Annotated in this window: 14 protein-coding genes; 6 read left to right on the top strand and 8 right to left on the bottom strand. The window is 68.1% G+C overall.

Features of this window, described 5'->3' with window-relative positions:
- Positions 1 to 43 precede the first annotated feature (43 nt).
- Entirely contained in the window at positions 44 to 1,312 is a 1,269-nt protein-coding gene (locus GDJ08_RS10140) for an efflux RND transporter periplasmic adaptor subunit (RefSeq protein WP_017354868.1), read from the bottom strand.
- Between the two features lie 205 nt (positions 1,313 to 1,517).
- Between GDJ08_RS10140 and glmS the strand changes: the two genes are divergently transcribed.
- Complete coding sequence (gene glmS, locus GDJ08_RS10135) at positions 1,518 to 3,359, top strand: glutamine--fructose-6-phosphate transaminase (isomerizing) (protein ID WP_136005223.1); 1,842 nt, start codon at positions 1,518 to 1,520, stop codon at positions 3,357 to 3,359.
- 34 nt (positions 3,360 to 3,393) lie between these two features.
- On the opposite strand, the gene GDJ08_RS10130 is transcribed toward glmS, so the two are convergent.
- Positions 3,394 to 4,227, bottom strand: a complete 834-nt coding sequence (locus GDJ08_RS10130) for a serine aminopeptidase domain-containing protein (RefSeq protein ID WP_017354866.1) — start codon at positions 4,225 to 4,227, stop codon at positions 3,394 to 3,396.
- Between the two features lie 360 nt (positions 4,228 to 4,587).
- Between GDJ08_RS10130 and GDJ08_RS10125 the strand changes: the two genes are divergently transcribed.
- A complete protein-coding gene (locus GDJ08_RS10125; protein WP_017354865.1) occupies positions 4,588 to 5,019 on the top strand; it encodes a CBS domain-containing protein in 432 nt (143 codons plus the stop codon).
- Positions 5,020 to 5,078: 59 nt separating this feature from the next.
- Here the strand turns inward: GDJ08_RS10125 and GDJ08_RS10120 are convergent, their stop codons facing one another.
- The 3 genes from GDJ08_RS10120 to GDJ08_RS10110 form a co-directional block, all read right to left on the bottom strand.
- Positions 5,079 to 6,512, bottom strand: coding sequence for a UdgX family uracil-DNA binding protein (locus tag GDJ08_RS10120; protein WP_153164808.1), 1,434 nt, complete (start codon positions 6,510 to 6,512; stop codon positions 5,079 to 5,081).
- Between the two features lies 1 nt (position 6,513).
- Entirely contained in the window at positions 6,514 to 7,830 is a 1,317-nt protein-coding gene (locus GDJ08_RS10115; protein WP_153164807.1) for a putative DNA modification/repair radical SAM protein, read from the bottom strand.
- A gap of 87 nt (positions 7,831 to 7,917) precedes the next feature.
- The gene (locus GDJ08_RS10110) at positions 7,918 to 8,346 is read right to left on the bottom strand and encodes a VOC family protein (protein ID WP_017357231.1); all 429 of its coding nucleotides are present in this window, start codon (positions 8,344 to 8,346) and stop codon (positions 7,918 to 7,920) included.
- Positions 8,347 to 8,485: 139 nt separating this feature from the next.
- On the opposite strand from GDJ08_RS10110, the gene GDJ08_RS10105 reads away from it, so the two are divergent.
- Entirely contained in the window at positions 8,486 to 8,851 is a 366-nt protein-coding gene (locus GDJ08_RS10105; protein ID WP_153164806.1) for a hypothetical protein, read from the top strand.
- 53 nt (positions 8,852 to 8,904) lie between these two features.
- On the opposite strand, the gene gloA is transcribed toward GDJ08_RS10105, so the two are convergent.
- Positions 8,905 to 9,432, bottom strand: a complete 528-nt coding sequence (gloA, locus tag GDJ08_RS10100) for a lactoylglutathione lyase (RefSeq protein ID WP_153164805.1) — start codon at positions 9,430 to 9,432, stop codon at positions 8,905 to 8,907.
- Between the two features lie 112 nt (positions 9,433 to 9,544).
- Here gloA and GDJ08_RS10095 point away from each other — a divergent pair, with 112 nt between their 5' ends.
- On the top strand, positions 9,545 to 10,657 hold the full coding sequence (locus GDJ08_RS10095) for a PLP-dependent cysteine synthase family protein (RefSeq protein WP_153164804.1): 1,113 nt from the start codon (positions 9,545 to 9,547) through the stop codon (positions 10,655 to 10,657).
- Between the two features lie 118 nt (positions 10,658 to 10,775).
- Positions 10,776 to 12,809, top strand: a complete 2,034-nt coding sequence (locus GDJ08_RS10090) for a M3 family metallopeptidase (protein ID WP_153164803.1) — start codon at positions 10,776 to 10,778, stop codon at positions 12,807 to 12,809.
- A gap of 17 nt (positions 12,810 to 12,826) precedes the next feature.
- Here GDJ08_RS10090 and GDJ08_RS10085 read toward each other — a convergent pair whose 3' ends face one another.
- A complete protein-coding gene (locus tag GDJ08_RS10085; protein WP_017357236.1) occupies positions 12,827 to 13,639 on the bottom strand; it encodes an SDR family oxidoreductase in 813 nt (270 codons plus the stop codon).
- Positions 13,630 to 14,223: a DUF1415 domain-containing protein gene (locus tag GDJ08_RS10080; protein WP_017357237.1), complete on the bottom strand. Its 594-nt coding sequence runs from the start codon at positions 14,221 to 14,223 to the stop codon at positions 13,630 to 13,632. Before GDJ08_RS10080 ends, GDJ08_RS10085 begins: the two co-directional genes overlap by 10 nt.
- Positions 14,224 to 14,479: 256 nt before the next feature.
- Between GDJ08_RS10080 and GDJ08_RS10075 the strand changes: the two genes are divergently transcribed.
- Positions 14,480 to 15,946 (top strand): benzaldehyde dehydrogenase, encoded by a 1,467-nt coding sequence (locus GDJ08_RS10075; RefSeq protein WP_153164802.1) that lies wholly within the window; start codon positions 14,480 to 14,482, stop codon positions 15,944 to 15,946.
- The last annotated feature ends 3 nt before the right edge of the window (positions 15,947 to 15,949 follow it).

Below are 15,949 nucleotides of genomic sequence, written 5' to 3'. Positions count from 1 at the left end.
TGTTTTCCTTTGCGGTTCGTTGAGGATGGCGTGTGTTGGGGAATCAGTTGATGGAGACCTTTTCGGCATCGCCGAACAGATCGCTGCCGGACACCACGACGCGATCGCCGGGCTGCAGGCCAGAGAGGACTTCCACTTCACCCAGGCTGCTCACACCGAGCTTGACCGGGCGGCGGACGGCGGTGCTGCCGTCCATGACGTAGGCATTGCCGTTGCCCTGTTCGACGAACGGGCCGCGTTCCACCTTGACCACGTTGCGGCGGGTATCGAGCATCACCCGCGCCTGCATCCGCTGGCTCTGGCGCAGACCCTGCGGCTGCTTGTCGGAGAAACGGATGCGGGCGTTGACTTCGCCGGCCACCACCTCCGGCGACACCGCGCTGATCTCGCCCGGGAACGGCTGGCCGTTGCCGCTGGTCAGCTGCGCCGGGATGCCGATCGCCAGGTCGCGGGCGAAGCTCTCCGGCACCTTGATCTCGATCTCGAAGCGCGACAGGTCGACCACGCCCAGGATCGGGGCATTGGCAATCACATTGGTGTGCTGGGTCGCCTGGACCTGGCCGACCTGGCCATCGAACGGTGCGCGGAGGGTCAGGGCATCGACCTGCCGCTGGACTTCGGCCACCACCGCCTTCTGGCGTTCGGCCAGCAGGTGCTTGTTGCGGGCGTCGAGGTCGGCGCCCTGGCTCTGCAGGCGCGCATCGGTCTGCGCGTTGGCCAGCTGGATGTCGGCCTTCTTGAGGGTGTCGTTGGCCTTGGCCAGGTCGATCTGCGGCACCGCGCCGCCGTCAAAACCGCGCTGGTAGCGCTGCAGGTCGCGGTCGGCGGCCTGGCGCTCGATGGCGGCCTGGTCGGTTTCCTTGCGGGCCTTGGCGCGGGCCAGGGTGGCGTCGAGCGTGGCGCGGCTGGCTTCGGCTTCCAGGCCGGCCAGCGTGGCCTGTTCCTGGGCCAGTTTGCTGCGCAGTTCGGGGCTGTCGATCACGGCCAGTTCCTGGCCCTTCTTGACCACGTCGCCGGCGACCACCTTCAGGTTCACCGTACCGGCCGAGATCGCGTACAGCACCGGGCTGTTGGCGGCGATCACACGGCCGTCGGCGGCGATGTCACGGACCAGGTCGCCGCGCTTGACCTCGGCGATGCGCACCCGCGCGCTGTCGAAGGAGCGGCTGGCACCCAGCCAGGCCCGTGCGGCAAAGCCGATGGCCAGCAGCACCACCAGTGCGGCCAGCCCCGGCCACAGCCAGCGCTTCCAGGGGGCAGGGGTGCCGGCAACGGAGAGAGTCTGGTCCTGGGCGGAAGTGTCGCGGATCATCGGGCTCGTTCGCGGTTGGGTTGCCCAAGAGAGAGCAGACTCCGTGCCAACTTTTAACCCAATAAAAACAATGGCTTGAACTTCTGGTCGGGCTGTCCGCCTGTCCGCGGACACCGGCGCGGACACTTTCGTTAAGCGGACAGCGGCGTGGCGGACGCGGACGCCACGCTAGAATGCGAGGCTCAACGGCAGGGATCAGAATCATATGTGCGGCATTGTGGGAGCGATCGCCAATCGCGACGTGGTACCGGTACTCATCGAGGGACTGAAGCGGCTGGAGTACCGCGGCTACGATTCCTCCGGCATTGCCGTCATCGACGGTCGCGGCGCCCAGCCGGACGTACGCCGCGTGCGCCGCACCGGGCGCGTGGCGGAGATGGAGAAGGCCGCAGCCAGCGAGGGCTTCGATGCCATGCTGGGCATCGGCCACACCCGGTGGGCCACGCACGGCGGGGTGACCGAAGCCAACGCGCATCCGCACATCAGCCACGGGGTGGCGCTGGTCCACAACGGCATCATCGAAAATCATGAAGCACAGCGCGAGAAACTGATCGCGCTGGGTTACACCTTCGAGTCGCAGACCGATACCGAAGTCATCGCACACCTGATGCACCATCACCTCAAGGACGGCGACACCCTGCTGTCGGCGTTGCAGCGCACGGTCAAGGAACTGACCGGTGCCTACGCGCTGGCGGTGATGAGCCGCGCCGAGCCGGAGCACTTCGTATGTGCACGCATGGGCTGCCCGCTGCTGGTTGGCCTGGGGGAGGACGAGAACTTCGTCGCCTCCGACGTGTCGGCGGTCATCTCGGCCACGCGCCGGGTGATCTTCCTGGAAGAAGGTGACACCGCCGATATCCGCCGCGATGGCGTGCAGGTGTACGACGACCGCGACCAGCCGGTCGTGCGCGAGGTGCACCTGTCGGACGTGTCGCTGGCCTCGCTGGAACTCGGCCCGTACCGTCACTTCATGCAGAAGGAAATCCACGAGCAGCCGCGTGCATTGGGCGACACCATCGAGGCGGCGATCGACGCCGGTGGTTTCCCGGCCGAGCTGTTCGGCAAGAACGCCGAGGCCGTGCTGTCGGGCATCGAAGGCGTGCAGATCATTGCCTGCGGCACCAGCTACTACGCCGGCCTGACGGCGCGCTACTGGATCGAGGCCATCTCCGGCCTGCCGTGCAGCGTGGAGATCGCCAGTGAGTACCGTTACCGCGCCGCGTACGCCAATCCCAAGCACCTGATCGTCACCATTTCCCAGTCCGGCGAAACGCTGGACACGATGGAGGCGCTCAAGTACGCCAAGTCGCTGGGGCACCTGCATACGCTGTCGATCTGCAACGTGCCGGAAAGCGCGATTCCGCGTGCCAGCGAACTGGTCTGCTATACCCGCGCCGGCGCCGAGATCGGCGTGGCCTCGACCAAGGCCTTCACCACCCAGTTGGCGGCGCTGTTCCAGCTGACCGTGGTGCTGGGCAAGCTGCACGGTCGCGTGGATGCCGCGCAGGAAGCGGACTACCTCGAACAGCTGCGTTTCCTGCCGGGCAGCGTGCAGCATGCGTTGAACCTGGAGCCGCAGATCGCGGCCTGGGCCGAGCGCTTCGCGCGCAAGCCCAATGCGCTGTTCCTGGGCCGTGGCCTGCACTATCCGATCGCGCTCGAAGGCGCGCTCAAGCTCAAGGAAATCTCCTACATCCACGCCGAGGCCTATCCGGCGGGCGAGCTCAAGCACGGGCCGCTGGCGCTGGTGGACGAAGATATGCCGGTGGTGGTGATCGCGCCGAACGACAGCCTGCTGGAGAAGGTCAAATCCAACATGCAGGAAGTGCGCGCCCGCGGTGGCGAGCTGTTCGTGTTCGCCGACCAGGACAGCAACTTCGTCGAGTCCGAAGGCGTGCACGTGATCCGCACGCCGCGCCATGCCGGTGTGCTCAGCCCGATCGTGCATACCCTGCCGGTGCAGTTGCTGGCGTACCACACCGCGCTGGCGCGCGGCACCGACGTGGACAAGCCGCGCAATCTGGCCAAGAGCGTAACGGTGGAATAAGCGGTCGACTGTGGTGGCCCGCCGACGACGCGACTCAGCGGCGCAGCCACTGCTCGCCGTCGCGCGGCGGCGCCGCCAGCAGCTGCGTCGCCTGATCGTCGGCCAGTACCCGGGACTGCAGGAACGCGGTGCCGAGGGCGCGGGCACGAAGCACCTGGGCGCCGTCCTGTGCGCCGATCAGATTGTGGTCGCCGCCTGACAGCACCAGCGCGGTCTTGTCGCCCGCCGGTGCGGTCTGCACCGGATACAGGTGATCCACCGGATCGGTGACGAAGCCCGGCACCCGGTCCTGGTCGCCGGTGATCAGCAGCAGTGGCACCGCCAGTGTGGCATAGGCATCCGGGCCGATCAGGCCCGGAATACGGCCCGGCGAGGAGTAGCCCAGCACCGCCACCACGGTGGGATCGCGCAGGGGGCCAAGGTCGGCGAGCGCGCCCCCGAGTATCGCCGAAATCAACGTCCCCAGGCTGTGGCCGGCAGCCACCACCGGCACCTGCGGCCAGCGCGCCGCGGCATAGGCGCTGGCCGCATGCATGTCCACGAGGCGTTCGCTGAAGCCCTGCTGCAGGGAGAACTGCGCCCGGTCCGGGTGCCTGACCGAATCGACGTGCAGCGGTGCCACCACGGCAAAGCCTGCGTCCGACCAGGATTGCAGCAACGCGTCATAGCGTGCCGGCCATGCGCCGTGGCCGCTGGAGAACAGCACCACGCCGCGGACCTCTGCCGGGACCCAGACATCCATCGTGGTGGCGCGCTCGGCGGACACCTGCAACGGCAGTGTGGCGGAAGGAGCCGCCGAGGCGCTGGCCAGGCACGTCAGTGACAGCAGGGCGGCGATCAGGCCGCGGAAGAACAGGGAGCGGGTCATGCCGGGCATCCATCTGAAGAAGACAGCGCCACTGTAGAAAGCGGGCCCAACCGGGGCAGGTGCCGGCGGTCACCGGATCGACATGCCGGAAGTCACTTTGTCCGCCGGCCCACCCATCCCCCCGGTCGCGGTGGGGTGAACTTTAGCGGTGGCCGACGATGGCATTCAGCGACGGTTTTCCCGGCGGTGCCATTCTCGGGTCGTCAGTCGTTTTCAGCGACGAACTGTCCCGGATATGCAAACTCCCGGGCCAACGTGCGGCCGTAGAATCGAATGACCGAGGACCGGGCGCACACGCCGCCTCCCTCGCTGCAACCAGGCGCATCTCTCGACTTCAGTAACCTGCAACAGGAAACAAGAATGAACGTCCGCGAACTCCTGCAGTCCAAGAAACAGACCATCGTCACCATCGACGTGGACGACACCATCGGTGCCGCCGCACACAAGATGAGCGCGCACAAGATCGCCGCCCTGGTGGTGATGAAGGACGATGCACCGGTAAGGATCATTTCCGAGAAGGACATCGTGCGCTGCCTGGCCGATGACGGCCCGCAGGCGGGGCGCCGGGTCATCGCGACGTTGCCGTCGGCAGGTCTGGAAGGCATCGCGCCGGATGCAACGCTGAAGCAGGCGATGGCGTTGATGACCTACTCGCGGCACCGCCATCTGATGGTGACCGAAGACGCCAGGCTGGTCGGCATCCTGAGCCTGGGCGACATCGTCAAGAACCTGCTCAGCGAACTGGAGCTGGAGAAGGCGGTGCTGCAGGACATCTACATGGCGGCGCACTGACGCCAGCGGGCAGCCACGCGGGAAGGTGCCGACCGCTGGCCGGCATCGCTCCGGGCGCGTCACCGGGCGGGATGGTCGTCGACCAACCCTTGCAGGTCCTCCAGCAACAGCCGATAGGCCGCCTCCCGCGCCTCTCCCTCGCCCTGTCGCAGCACCCACGCCGGGTGCACCGTGGCGAAGGCGCGCGTGCCATCGTCCAATGAATGCCAGCGGCCGCGGTGCTCCTTCAGTGTGAAGCCGGCATCGAATACGGCGCTTGCTGCGGTCGCGCCCAGGCACACGATCACCTGGGGGCGGACGTTCTCGATCTCGCCCATCAGCCAGTCGCGGCAGGCGGTGATGTGCGTGACCTGCGGAGGGGTGTGGATGCGCCGCTTGCCGCGCCGCTCGAAACGGAAATGCTTGACCGCGTTGGTCAGGTACAGCGTGCGGCGGTCGATGCCCACCTCGCGCAGCGCGCGGTCGAGCAGCTGACCGGCCGGCCCCACGAACGGATGCCCGCTCAGGTCTTCGGCGTCCCCGGGCTGCTCGCCCACCAGCATGATCCGGGCGTTCGCGGGGCCCTGACCGAACACGGTCCGGGTGGCCGGCTCCCATAGCGGGCAGCGTCGACAATGCGTGGCCGCCTCGCGCAGCCCCTCCAGGCCGGTTGGCGCGGAGGGTGCCGCCGGGGCCCGCTGCGGGATGCGGCGTGTCGGCGCCTGCGCCTGGCGGTCATGCATTTCCTGCACCCGGTCGCCGGCGTCGCGCACCAGGCCGGGCAGCAGCGCCGCTTCGGGCAGATGCTTCCAGTACCGCGCCGGCATCTCCTGCTGCATCATCCGCGTGTTGAGCCGGGCCGGGTTGAAGATGTTGGCGTAGTAGGTACGCCACAGCGCTTCGCGCGCATCCTCGCGCGGTGCATCCTGCTGCCGTGCGCCGGGGCCGAAGGCGAGTACGTGGCCATCCCACTGCACGCTGCGTGCCGGGGTCAGGATCGCCCAGCGCATACCGGCGAAGCGTCGCGCGAAAAACGGCGCAACGCGGTCCACGATGTGGTGCTCCGGTTCGAACCAGGCAATGAACGCATTGTCTTCGCCCGGCACTTCGCGAAAGCGCACGAAGGCCTTCATCTTGTGGCTGTCGCGGCGCACCGCCTGGGCCAGCGCCATCGCGCGGAGCACATCCGGGTCGGCCGGGTTGGTGAGCAGCCCGCGCTCGCCGTGCACGATGCGCCACAGCATGCGGTACAGCAGCGGGAGCCGCTGCGGGTCGCGGTGGCACAGGCAGGTGGACGCCAGGTCGACGAACGCCTGCGGCACGGCAATGGCGGCGCTGTCGGCGGCCGGCGCGGGCAGGCTGGCCACCGCCGGCGCATCCAGCAGCGAGGCCTCGCCGGCCTCCAGCCAGTCGAGCTGTGCCGGTGCAACGCGGTGCTGCAGTGCCCGCCGCGCGGTGTCGCGCCAGGCCGGCAGCGACCACACCGGATCCACCCGCGCACTCCAGCGCGTCATCTCACTGCGTGGCCGCGTCGGGGAACAGCGACGCCTGCCGCGGCGGCGGTGCCAGGCGCGCGCGCAGGGCGGCCGGGTTGTCCAGTGCGCGTCGCGGGTGATGGTCGGCCAGTTGAACGAACGGCAGCAGCGTGCGCATCGGCGCGCGCAGACGCGCCACGTCGGCCACACGCAGGCGGCCGTGACGCCGTGCCATCAGCACCCGTTTCACGTTGCGTACGCCCAGCCCGGGCACGCGCAGCAGCATGTCCTTGGAGGCCACGTTGAGATCGACCGGGAAGCGCTCGGGGTGGCGGATCGCCCAGGCCATCTTGGGGTCGATATCCAGATCCAGCATGCCGCCCTGGGTGGTGTCGGTGATCTCCTCCACCGCGTAGCCGTAGAAGCGCAGCAGCCAGTCGGCCTGGTACAGGCGGTGTTCGCGGGCCAGTGGTGGTGCCTGCAGCGGCAGCAGGCGGCTGGCATCGGGAATCGGGCTGAAGGCGGAGTAGTACACCCGGCGCATCCGGTAGTTGCCATACAGGTTGTCGGCAGCGCTGAGAATCTGCTGGTCGCTGGCACCGTCGGCACCGACGATCATCTGCGTGCTCTGCCCGGCCGGGGCGAAGCGCGGTGGGCGGGCGCGCCTGGCCCCGGCACGCTTGAGCGGCGTGGCCGCAAGCGGCGACGACACCGTGGCGCTGCCGGCATCGCTGTCGGCCTTGGCCTGCTTGGCTTCGTCGATGCGCCAGCGCAGTTCGCCCATTGCCCCGCGGATGGACGGGAGTGATTTTTCCGGGGCGAAACTGGCCAGTCCGGTTTCGGTCGGCAGCTCGATGTTGATCGACAGGCGGTCGGCATGCCGGCCGGCCGCGGCCAGCAGTTCCGGCGACGCCTCGGGAATGGTCTTGAGGTGGATGTAGCCGGCAAAGCGGTGCTCCTCGCGCAGCACGCGTGCCACCTCCACCATCTGTTCCATCGTGTAGTCGGCATTGCGGATGATGCCGCTGGAGAGGAACAGGCCTTCGATGTAGTTGCGCTTGTAGAAGTCCATCGTCAACGCCACCACTTCAGCCACGCTGAAGCGTGCGCGCGGCACGTTGCTGGACACACGGTTCACGCAGTACGCGCAGTCGTAGATGCAGAAGTTGGTGAGCAGGATCTTCAGCAGCGAGACGCAGCGGCCATCCGGCGTGTAGCTGTGGCAGATGCCGGCACCTTCGGTGCTGCCGATGCCGCCGGACGTGCGCGAGTCGCGCCTGCCTGCGCCACTGGAGGCACAGGAGGCGTCGTACTTGGCGGCATCGGCCAGGATCGCCAGCTTGCGTATCGTTTCCATGCCGACACGGTAGGCAGCAGCGGTCTCATCCCATGAGACGCGGCCGCTCCGACGCTGAAGCGTTCAGCGCGGCAGCGGGCGCGCAGGTCAGAAGGTGACTTTCACCGAATCGGCGCTGTAGGTCGCTTCGCCGTGGTACACGACTTCGATGTTGTTGCCATCCGGATCGATCACGAACGCGCCGTAGTAGCCCGGGTGGTACGGCCGTTCGCCGGGCGCGCCGTTGTCCTTGCCGCCGGCCGCCAGCGCGGCGACGTGGAAGGCATCCACGGTGGCGCGATCGCGTGCCTGGAAGGCCAGGTGGTGGCGGCCGGTCAGTTCACCGGCCGCGGCTTCGCTGTCGGCGGTGGAGATGAACAGTTCGTCGGCCCAGAAATACGTGTCGCCTTCGCCGGCGATGGGAATGCCGATCGTGTCGAACACCGCCTGGTAGAAGCGACGGCTGGCGGCGAGGTCGCGGACCACGAGCTGTAGATGATCGATCAGGCGGCCGCGATGCAGTTGCATGGTTTCCATGCCGACTCCCTTTGGATGGACAGGCCGGCAGATATACCACCGGGGGCGGCTGGCTGCACTACCGTGGCGCGCACGCTTCCGCCCGCGCCCGCGCTGCCCTAGGCTGCGCACTGGCGCCATCGTGGCATGGCGGGGAGAAATGACGATGCTGTGGTGGATGCTGCTGGCCCAGTCGGCCGTGGGAACCGGATACGACCAGGTGCGCGCGTTGGCGCACAGCGATGAGGGCAGTCTGGAGCCGGTGGCCTATGCCGCCATGATCGATGGCATGAGCCGGGTGGGGGGCGATGGCTTCGCACGCTGCCTGCCTACGCCCGCACCGGAGACGCTGGCTGCATTCACCGTGGTGCTGCAGTTGGACGCGCAGGGCAGGGTGGTGCGGACCTGGCGCGAGGGCGACGGTGCAGTCGCGCGCTGCATCGAGGCCGGATTCGCCGGCACCACCGTCTTCGTGCCGCCCAAGGCGCCGTTCCACGCGGCCTTTGAATTCCAGGGCCAGCCCTAGGCGGTGCCACGCACGCGCCGGGGTGGCCGGCGCGTGCGTGAATCGCGGCTGGATCAGGCGACCGGGGTGTTGGAGATGATCTCCACCCAGTAGCCGTCCGGGTCCTTGATGAAGGCCAGGTGCTTCATGCGGCCGTCCTCCAGGCGCTTCTGGTACGGCACCTGCAGGTCGTCGAAGCGCTTGCACGCGGCCTGGATGTCCGGCACCGACACGCAGATGTGGCCGAAGCCGCGCGGGTCGCTGTTGCCGTCGTGGTAGACCGGGCCGTCCTGGATTTCCGTGCCGTGGTTGTGGGTCAGTTCCAGCACGCCGGGAATGCCGGCCATCCACAGGCGGCGGGCAGCGTCACCTTCGGGAATCTGCGTGCCCTCCGGCAGCAGGGCCAGGAAGTACAGGCTGAACGCGGCCTCGGCGAAGTCGCGCTGGTCGATCAGGCGGAAGCCGAGCACGCGGGTGTAGAAGTCCAGCGACGCGGTGATGTCCTTCACGCGCAGCATGGTGTGGTTGAACACGAAACCGCTGGTTTCGACCGGCGGCTGGGCGGCAACGCCGGGCGGGGACGGCAACGGGGCAAGGGTCATGGGGTTTCCTCTGGGGGAGGCCGCGCGCGGCGGCGAGACCCCCCATTCTAACGGCGCCCGCGTGGTCGGGCCGCGACGGTAGAATGGGGCGTCTCCTTGTGCAGCTTTCGTCATGTCGCAGCGTGAATGGGTGGCCGCCGCCATCCGCAAGATCGAAGCCGATTTCAACCGGTCGGCCGATACCCATCTGATTCCGATGGACCTGCCCGGGTACGCCGGCATCGACCTGTACTTCAAGGACGAATCCAGCCACCCCACCGGCAGCCTGAAGCACCGGCTGGCACGCTCGCTGTTCCTGTACGCGCTGACCAACGGCTGGCTGCGCGAGGGCCGCCCGGTGATCGAGGCGTCCAGCGGCTCCACCGCTGTGTCCGAGGCCTACTTTGCCCGTCTGCTGGGTCTGCCCTTCATCGCGGTGATTCCGGCCACGACCTCGCCGGAGAAGATTGCCGCGATCGAGTTCCAGGGTGGCAGCTGCCACCTGGTGGAACGCGCCTGCGACCTGAACTGCGATTCGGAAAAGCTCGCCCGCGACACCGGCGGCCATTTCATGGACCAGTTCACCTACGCCGAGCGCGCCACCGACTGGCGCGCCAACAACAACATCGCCGAATCCATTTTCAAGCAGATGGCCGAAGAGCCGCATCCGGTTCCGGAGTGGATCGTGTGCAGCCCCGGTACGGGCGGCACCGCCGCCACGCTGGGACGCTACGTGAGCTACCGTCGCCATGACACCCGCATCCTCTGTGCGGACCCGGAAGTGTCGGTGTTCTACGACGGCTACTGCGCGGCTCTGGCCGGGCAGCCGTGGCGCGAGCTGACCTGCAGCGGGGGCTCGCGGGTGGAGGGGATCGGCCGGCCACGGGTGGAGTCCAGCTTCATTCCGACCAGCGTGGATGCGATGGTGAAGGTGCCCGATGCGCTGAGCCTGGCCGCGATGCGGCATGTCAGCCGGCAGTTGGGCCGCCGTGTCGGCGGCTCGACCGGCACCAACTTCATCGGCGTTCTGCAGGCTGCCGAATGGATGCGCCAGGCTGGCCGCAGCGGATCGATCGTGACCATTCTGTGCGACAGCGGCGAACGTTATGCGCACAGCTACTACAACCCCGAGTGGTATCCGCGTCAGGGCATCGAGGTGGATGAGCCCGATGCGTGGGTTGCGGCCGCCGTGAACGGCCAGGGGTTGGCGCCCCTGCCGCACGCCGCGCTGGAAACGCTGTACTGATCCAGCCACCGGGCGGCAGCGCCGGCCAGGCAGGAACGTTGGCTAGCGCCCCTTGTGCGCGGAGCGGAGCAGTGCCATATCGAGGGTGATGCCGCGCGTGCGGCCCTGTTGTCTGGAGATGCCCGTGACCCCCACCAATCCCCTGCTCGATTTTTCCGGCCTGCCGCGCTTCGACGCGATCCAGCCCGACCATGTCGGTCCGGCCGTCGAGGCGCTGCTGGCCGAGGCCGAGGCTGCCGTGAAGGTGGCCGAGACCGTCACCCCCGTGACCTGGGCAACGTTCGTGGAGCCGCTTGACGACGCCACCGATCGGCTGTGGCGCGCCTGGGGCCAGGTGACCCACCTGCAGGGGGTGGTCAATACCCCGGCGCTGCGTGAGGCCTACAACGCCAACCTGCCCAAGGTGACGCGTTTTGGCAGCGCGATGAGCCAGAACCTGGCGCTGTATGCGCAGTACCGCGCGTTGGCCGAGGCACCGGAAGCGGCGCAGTACGCGCCGGCCCGGCGCAAGGTGCTGGACAACGCGCTGCGTGATTTCCGCCTCGGTGGCGCAGAGCTGGACGACGCCGGCAAGTCGCGTTTCAGCGCGATCCAGGAGGAACTGGCGGCCTTGTCGGCGACCTTCTCGCAGAATGTGCTGGATGCCACCGACGCGTGGTCGCTGCACGTGGAAGACCGCATCGCACTGGCGGGTCTGCCCGCCGACGTGGTGTCCGCCGCGCGCGAAGCGGCGGAGAAGGTCGGGCTGTCCGGGTGGAAGTTGACGCTGCAGATGCCGTGCTACCTGCCGGTGCAGACCTACGCCGATCATCGTCCACTGCGTGAAACGCTGTACCGCGCCAATGCCGAACGGGCCTCCGAATTCGGCGATGCCGCGCTCGACAACAGCGCCAACATCGCACGCATCCTGGCGCTTCGCGCCGAGCTGGCCGCGCTGCTTGGCTTCCCCAATTACGCCGAGTACTCCATCGCCACCAAGATGGCGCAGGATGCCCCGCAGGTACTGGGCTTCCTGCGTGACCTGGCTGCCCGTGCCAAGCCCTACGCGCAGCGCGACCGCGCCGAGCTGGAGGCCTTTGCACGCGACGAACTGCAGCTGGACACGCTGCAGGCGTGGGACCTCGCCTACGTCGGCGAGAAGCTCAAACAGGCGCGCTACAGCTACTCCGAGCAGGAGGTGAAACCGTACTTCACCGAGCCGACCGTGCTGGAGGGGTTGTTCAACCTCATCCACGAGCTGTATGGCCTGCAGGTGCTGCCCGACAGCGCGCCGGTATGGCACCCGGATGTGCGCTTCTTCCGCCTGGTGGATGCGCAGGGCGCACTCGTCGGGCAGTTCTACCTGGACCTGTACGCCCGCGAAGGCAAGCGGGGTGGGGCGTGGATGGACGACTGCCGCAACCGGCGCGCGACCGCGGCCGGGGTGCAGACACCGCTGGTGTACCTGGTCTGCAACTTCGGCCGTGGCAGTGATGGCCGCCCGGCGACCTTCACCCACAGCGATGTCACCACGCTGTTCCACGAAATGGGCCACGGGCTGCACCAGTTGCTGACCCGCGTCGATGAGCTTGCCGTGGCCGGCATCAACGGCGTGGAGTGGGATGCGGTGGAACTGCCCAGCCAGTTCATGGAGAACTTCTGCTGGGAATGGAACCGGGTGCAGGCGATGACCGCGCACGTCGACACGGGCGAGCCGCTGCCGCGCGCGTTGTTCGACCGCATGCTGGCCGCGCGCAATTTCCAGAGCGGCATGTTCACTGTGCGCCAGTTGGAATTCGCGCTGTTCGACATGCAGCTGCACAGCGAGTTCGATCCCACCCAGGACAGCGTCATCGCGCTGCTGGAGCGGGTGCGCGACGAAGTGGCCGTCAACCGGCCGCCCGCATGGAGCCGCTTCCCGCATCAGTTCAGCCACATCTTCGCCGGCGGGTATGCGGCCGGCTATTACAGTTACAAGTGGGCCGAAGTGCTCAGCGCCGATGCGTATGCCGCCTTCGAGGAAGCGCCGGACCGGACCGCCGAAACCGGCCGGCGGTTCCTTGAGGAAGTGCTGTCGCGCGGTGGCAGCCGCAGCGCGGCGGAGAATTTCGCCGCCTTCCGCGGGCGCGCGCCGGATGTGGCGGCGTTGCTGCGGCACAACGGCATGGCGTAACCGTGATGTGCCGGGCCTTACGTGTAAAGCATGGTCCGGGTCATGCCGCCATCGACGATGTGGTCCTGTCCGGTGATGAAGCCGGACAGTGATGACAGCAGAAACACGGCCAACGCACCGATGTCGTCGGGTTGGCCGACGCGGCCGACCGCGTGCTGGGCATGGTCCCGGCGCGACAGCTTGGGCGCACGGCGTCGGGCCGGTGCCTGCCACGCTTCGGTGGTGATCCAGCCGGGGCTGATGCTGTTCACGCGCACCTGCGGGCCTTCACTGATGGCCAGCGCATGGGTGAAGGCGACCAGCCCACCTTTGGCGGCCGCATAGGCCTCGCTGTCCGCCTCGGACTGCCAGGCGCGGGTGGACGCAATGTTGATGATGGCGCCGGTCTGCGTATCCGTCGACGACGCGCGCAGCGCGGGCAGCGCATGCTTGCTGCACAGGAACGCGCCATGCAGGCTGGACAGCCGGCGCTGCCACTCGGTGAGCGTCATCGCGTCCAACGGCGTGCCATGCGCGCTGGCGATGCCGGCATTGTTGACCAGCCCGTCGAGGCGGCCGAAGCGTTTGAGCGTGGCGTTGATCAGCGCCTGCACGCTGCGCTCGCGGGCAACGTCGGTGCGTTGGAACGCGGCGCGTCCGGGCAGCGCCCATTCCTTCAGGCAGGCCTTGCCGGCGTCGGCGTCGAGGTCGGCGATCATCACGCTGCCGCCAGCCCCGAGCACGGCCTGCGCGATGCCGCGGCCTACCCCCTGCGCGCCACCGGTCACCACCACCACGCGGTCGCGCAGCGGCAGTGCAGGCCAATCGGCAATTGCCGGGGTCAGTGGCACGGCGGAGTGTCCTTGCGCCCGAGCAGGCGGGTCCAGCCTTCCACGCCGAGCTTGTCGAGGGTCTCGATGTTGCGCTCGACGATCACGTCCGGATCGGGGAACGCCGCCACTGCACGCTCCACGCTGTCCTCGCGGAGCAGGTGCAGGGTCGGGTAGGGCGCGCGGTTGGTGTAGTTGCTCACATCATCCGGGGCGACACCGGCGAACTGGTACTGCGGATGGAAACTGGCCACCTGCAGGATGCCCTGCAGATCGAGCGCCTCGATGGCCGCATCGGCGTTGTCGAGGAAGTCGTTGTAGTCCAGGAAGTCGGTGAGGACGTCCGGGTGCACGATCAGCGTGGTGTCGATCTGCTCGGCGGGCGTATCGCGCAGCAGCACCAGTTCCTCGGCCAGCTGCTCGACCAGCGCCTCGGGCGTGGTTGCGTCGCTGAGCACGAAGCGCACCTGGTTCTTCACGTACACGGCCTTGGCGAAGGGGCACAGGTTCAGGCCGATGACGATCTGCTCCAGCCAGGTGCGGGTTTCGGCGATGACGTCGGGGCCGTCCGGGGCGGTGGCGTCGGTGAAGGAGTCATCGTTCATGGCGGGCGGTGTCGCTGGCTGGGCAGGCGATTGTACGGCCCCGGCCCGGCGGGGGGCGTGTGGTGCGCGCGTCGGCAACGACACCACTGTCCATTGACTGGACAGTGTGCATGCTGGAAATCCCTTTGCAGGCAGTGGGTTGCCGATTTCCCGCCGATGGCCGATAGGCAGTACGCGATGGCGGGTATCCAATGCCTGGGTGAACCATGTGCAGAAGGCGGCCCTGGGGTCGTTCTTCGTCAAAAGGAGTCAACAGATGAGCGATACACCGCAGTTCCTGCCCACCTCCCTGTGGTCCGGCACGCTGTTCGACGGCACCTGGCGTGCCGGTGCCAGCACCCAGGACGTGATCGAACCGGCCACCGGAGCCCCCCTGGGATCGATCGGAATGACCGACCCGGCCGGCATTGCCGCCGCCGCCGCCACCGCGGCCCAGGCGCAGCGTGACTGGGCCAGCGCCCCGTATGAGACGCGTGCGCAGGTCCTGCGGCGCGCCGCGCAGCTGGCCGAGCAGCACACCGACGCGATTGTGGACTGGCTGGTCCGCGAAAGCGGATCGACCCGGCTGAAAGCCGGCTTCGAGGCCAAGGTCAACGTCAAGGCGCTGCACGAAGCGGCCGCGCTGCCCTCGCGCAGCATCGGCGAGGTGCTGCCGTCCGAACCGGGCCGGCTGAACCTGGCCCGCCGCCGCCCGCTCGGCGTGGTGGGCGTGATCGCGCCGTTCAATTTTCCGTTGTACCTGGCGATGCGCGCGGTGGCGCCGGCCCTCGCGCTGGGCAATGCGGTGGTCCTCAAACCCGACCCGCGCACGGCGGTCTGCGGCGGCTTCGTGATTGCGCGGCTGTTCGAACTGGCCGGATTGCCGGCGGGCCTGCTGCATGTACTGCCCGGGGATGGTGCGGCCGGTGCGGCGCTGACCCGCGATCCCAACATCGCCATGATCCAGTTCACCGGGTCCACCGGCGCCGGGCGCAAGGTCGGCGAAGCGGCCGGCCGGCATCTGAAGAAAGTGTCGCTGGAGCTGGGCGGCAAGAACTCGCTGATCGTGCTCGACGATGCCGACATCGACCTGGCCATCGCCAACACCGCCTGGGGCGTGTACCTGCACCAGGGACAGATCTGCATGGCCACCGGACGGGTGCTGGTCCAGCGCAGCATCCATGCCCGGTTCCTGGATAAGCTGGTGGCCAAGGCACGCTCGCTGAAGGTGGGCGATCCGGCCACCGGCGACGTGGCGATCGGGCCGCTGATCAGCGCGCAGCAGCGCGACCATGCCGCGCGCGTGGTCGCCGAGGCGCAGGCGGCCGGCGCCACGCTGGCCACCGGTGGCGGTTACCGCGACCTGTTCTTCGAACCGACTGTCCTCAGCGATGTGGGCCGCGACAACCCGGCGTTCCACGAGGAGATCTTCGCGCCGGTGGCGGTGGTGGTGCCGTTCGATACCGACGAGGAAGCGGTGGAGCTGGCCAACGACAGCGAGTACGGCCTGTCGATGGCGGTTCTGTCGAGCAACGTCGGCCGCGCGCTGAAGCTGGGCGAACGGCTGCGTACCGGCCTGCTGCACATCAACGACCAGACCGTGAACGATGAGGTGATCAATCCGTTCGGTGGCGTCGGTGCGTCCGGCAACGGCACCAGCATCGGCGGGCCGTCCAACATCGACGAGTTCACCCAGTGGCAGTGGCTGACCGTCAAGGGCGAAGCGCCCGCCTATCCGATCTGAACG

The sequence above is a fragment of the Stenotrophomonas nematodicola genome (genome assembly GCF_009467805.1).
In the GTDB taxonomy this organism is placed as follows: Bacteria; Pseudomonadota; Gammaproteobacteria; order Xanthomonadales; family Xanthomonadaceae; genus Stenotrophomonas; species Stenotrophomonas nematodicola.
Note: the sequence above shows the minus strand (reverse complement) of the source record. Positions and strands in the feature narration are given on the sequence as shown.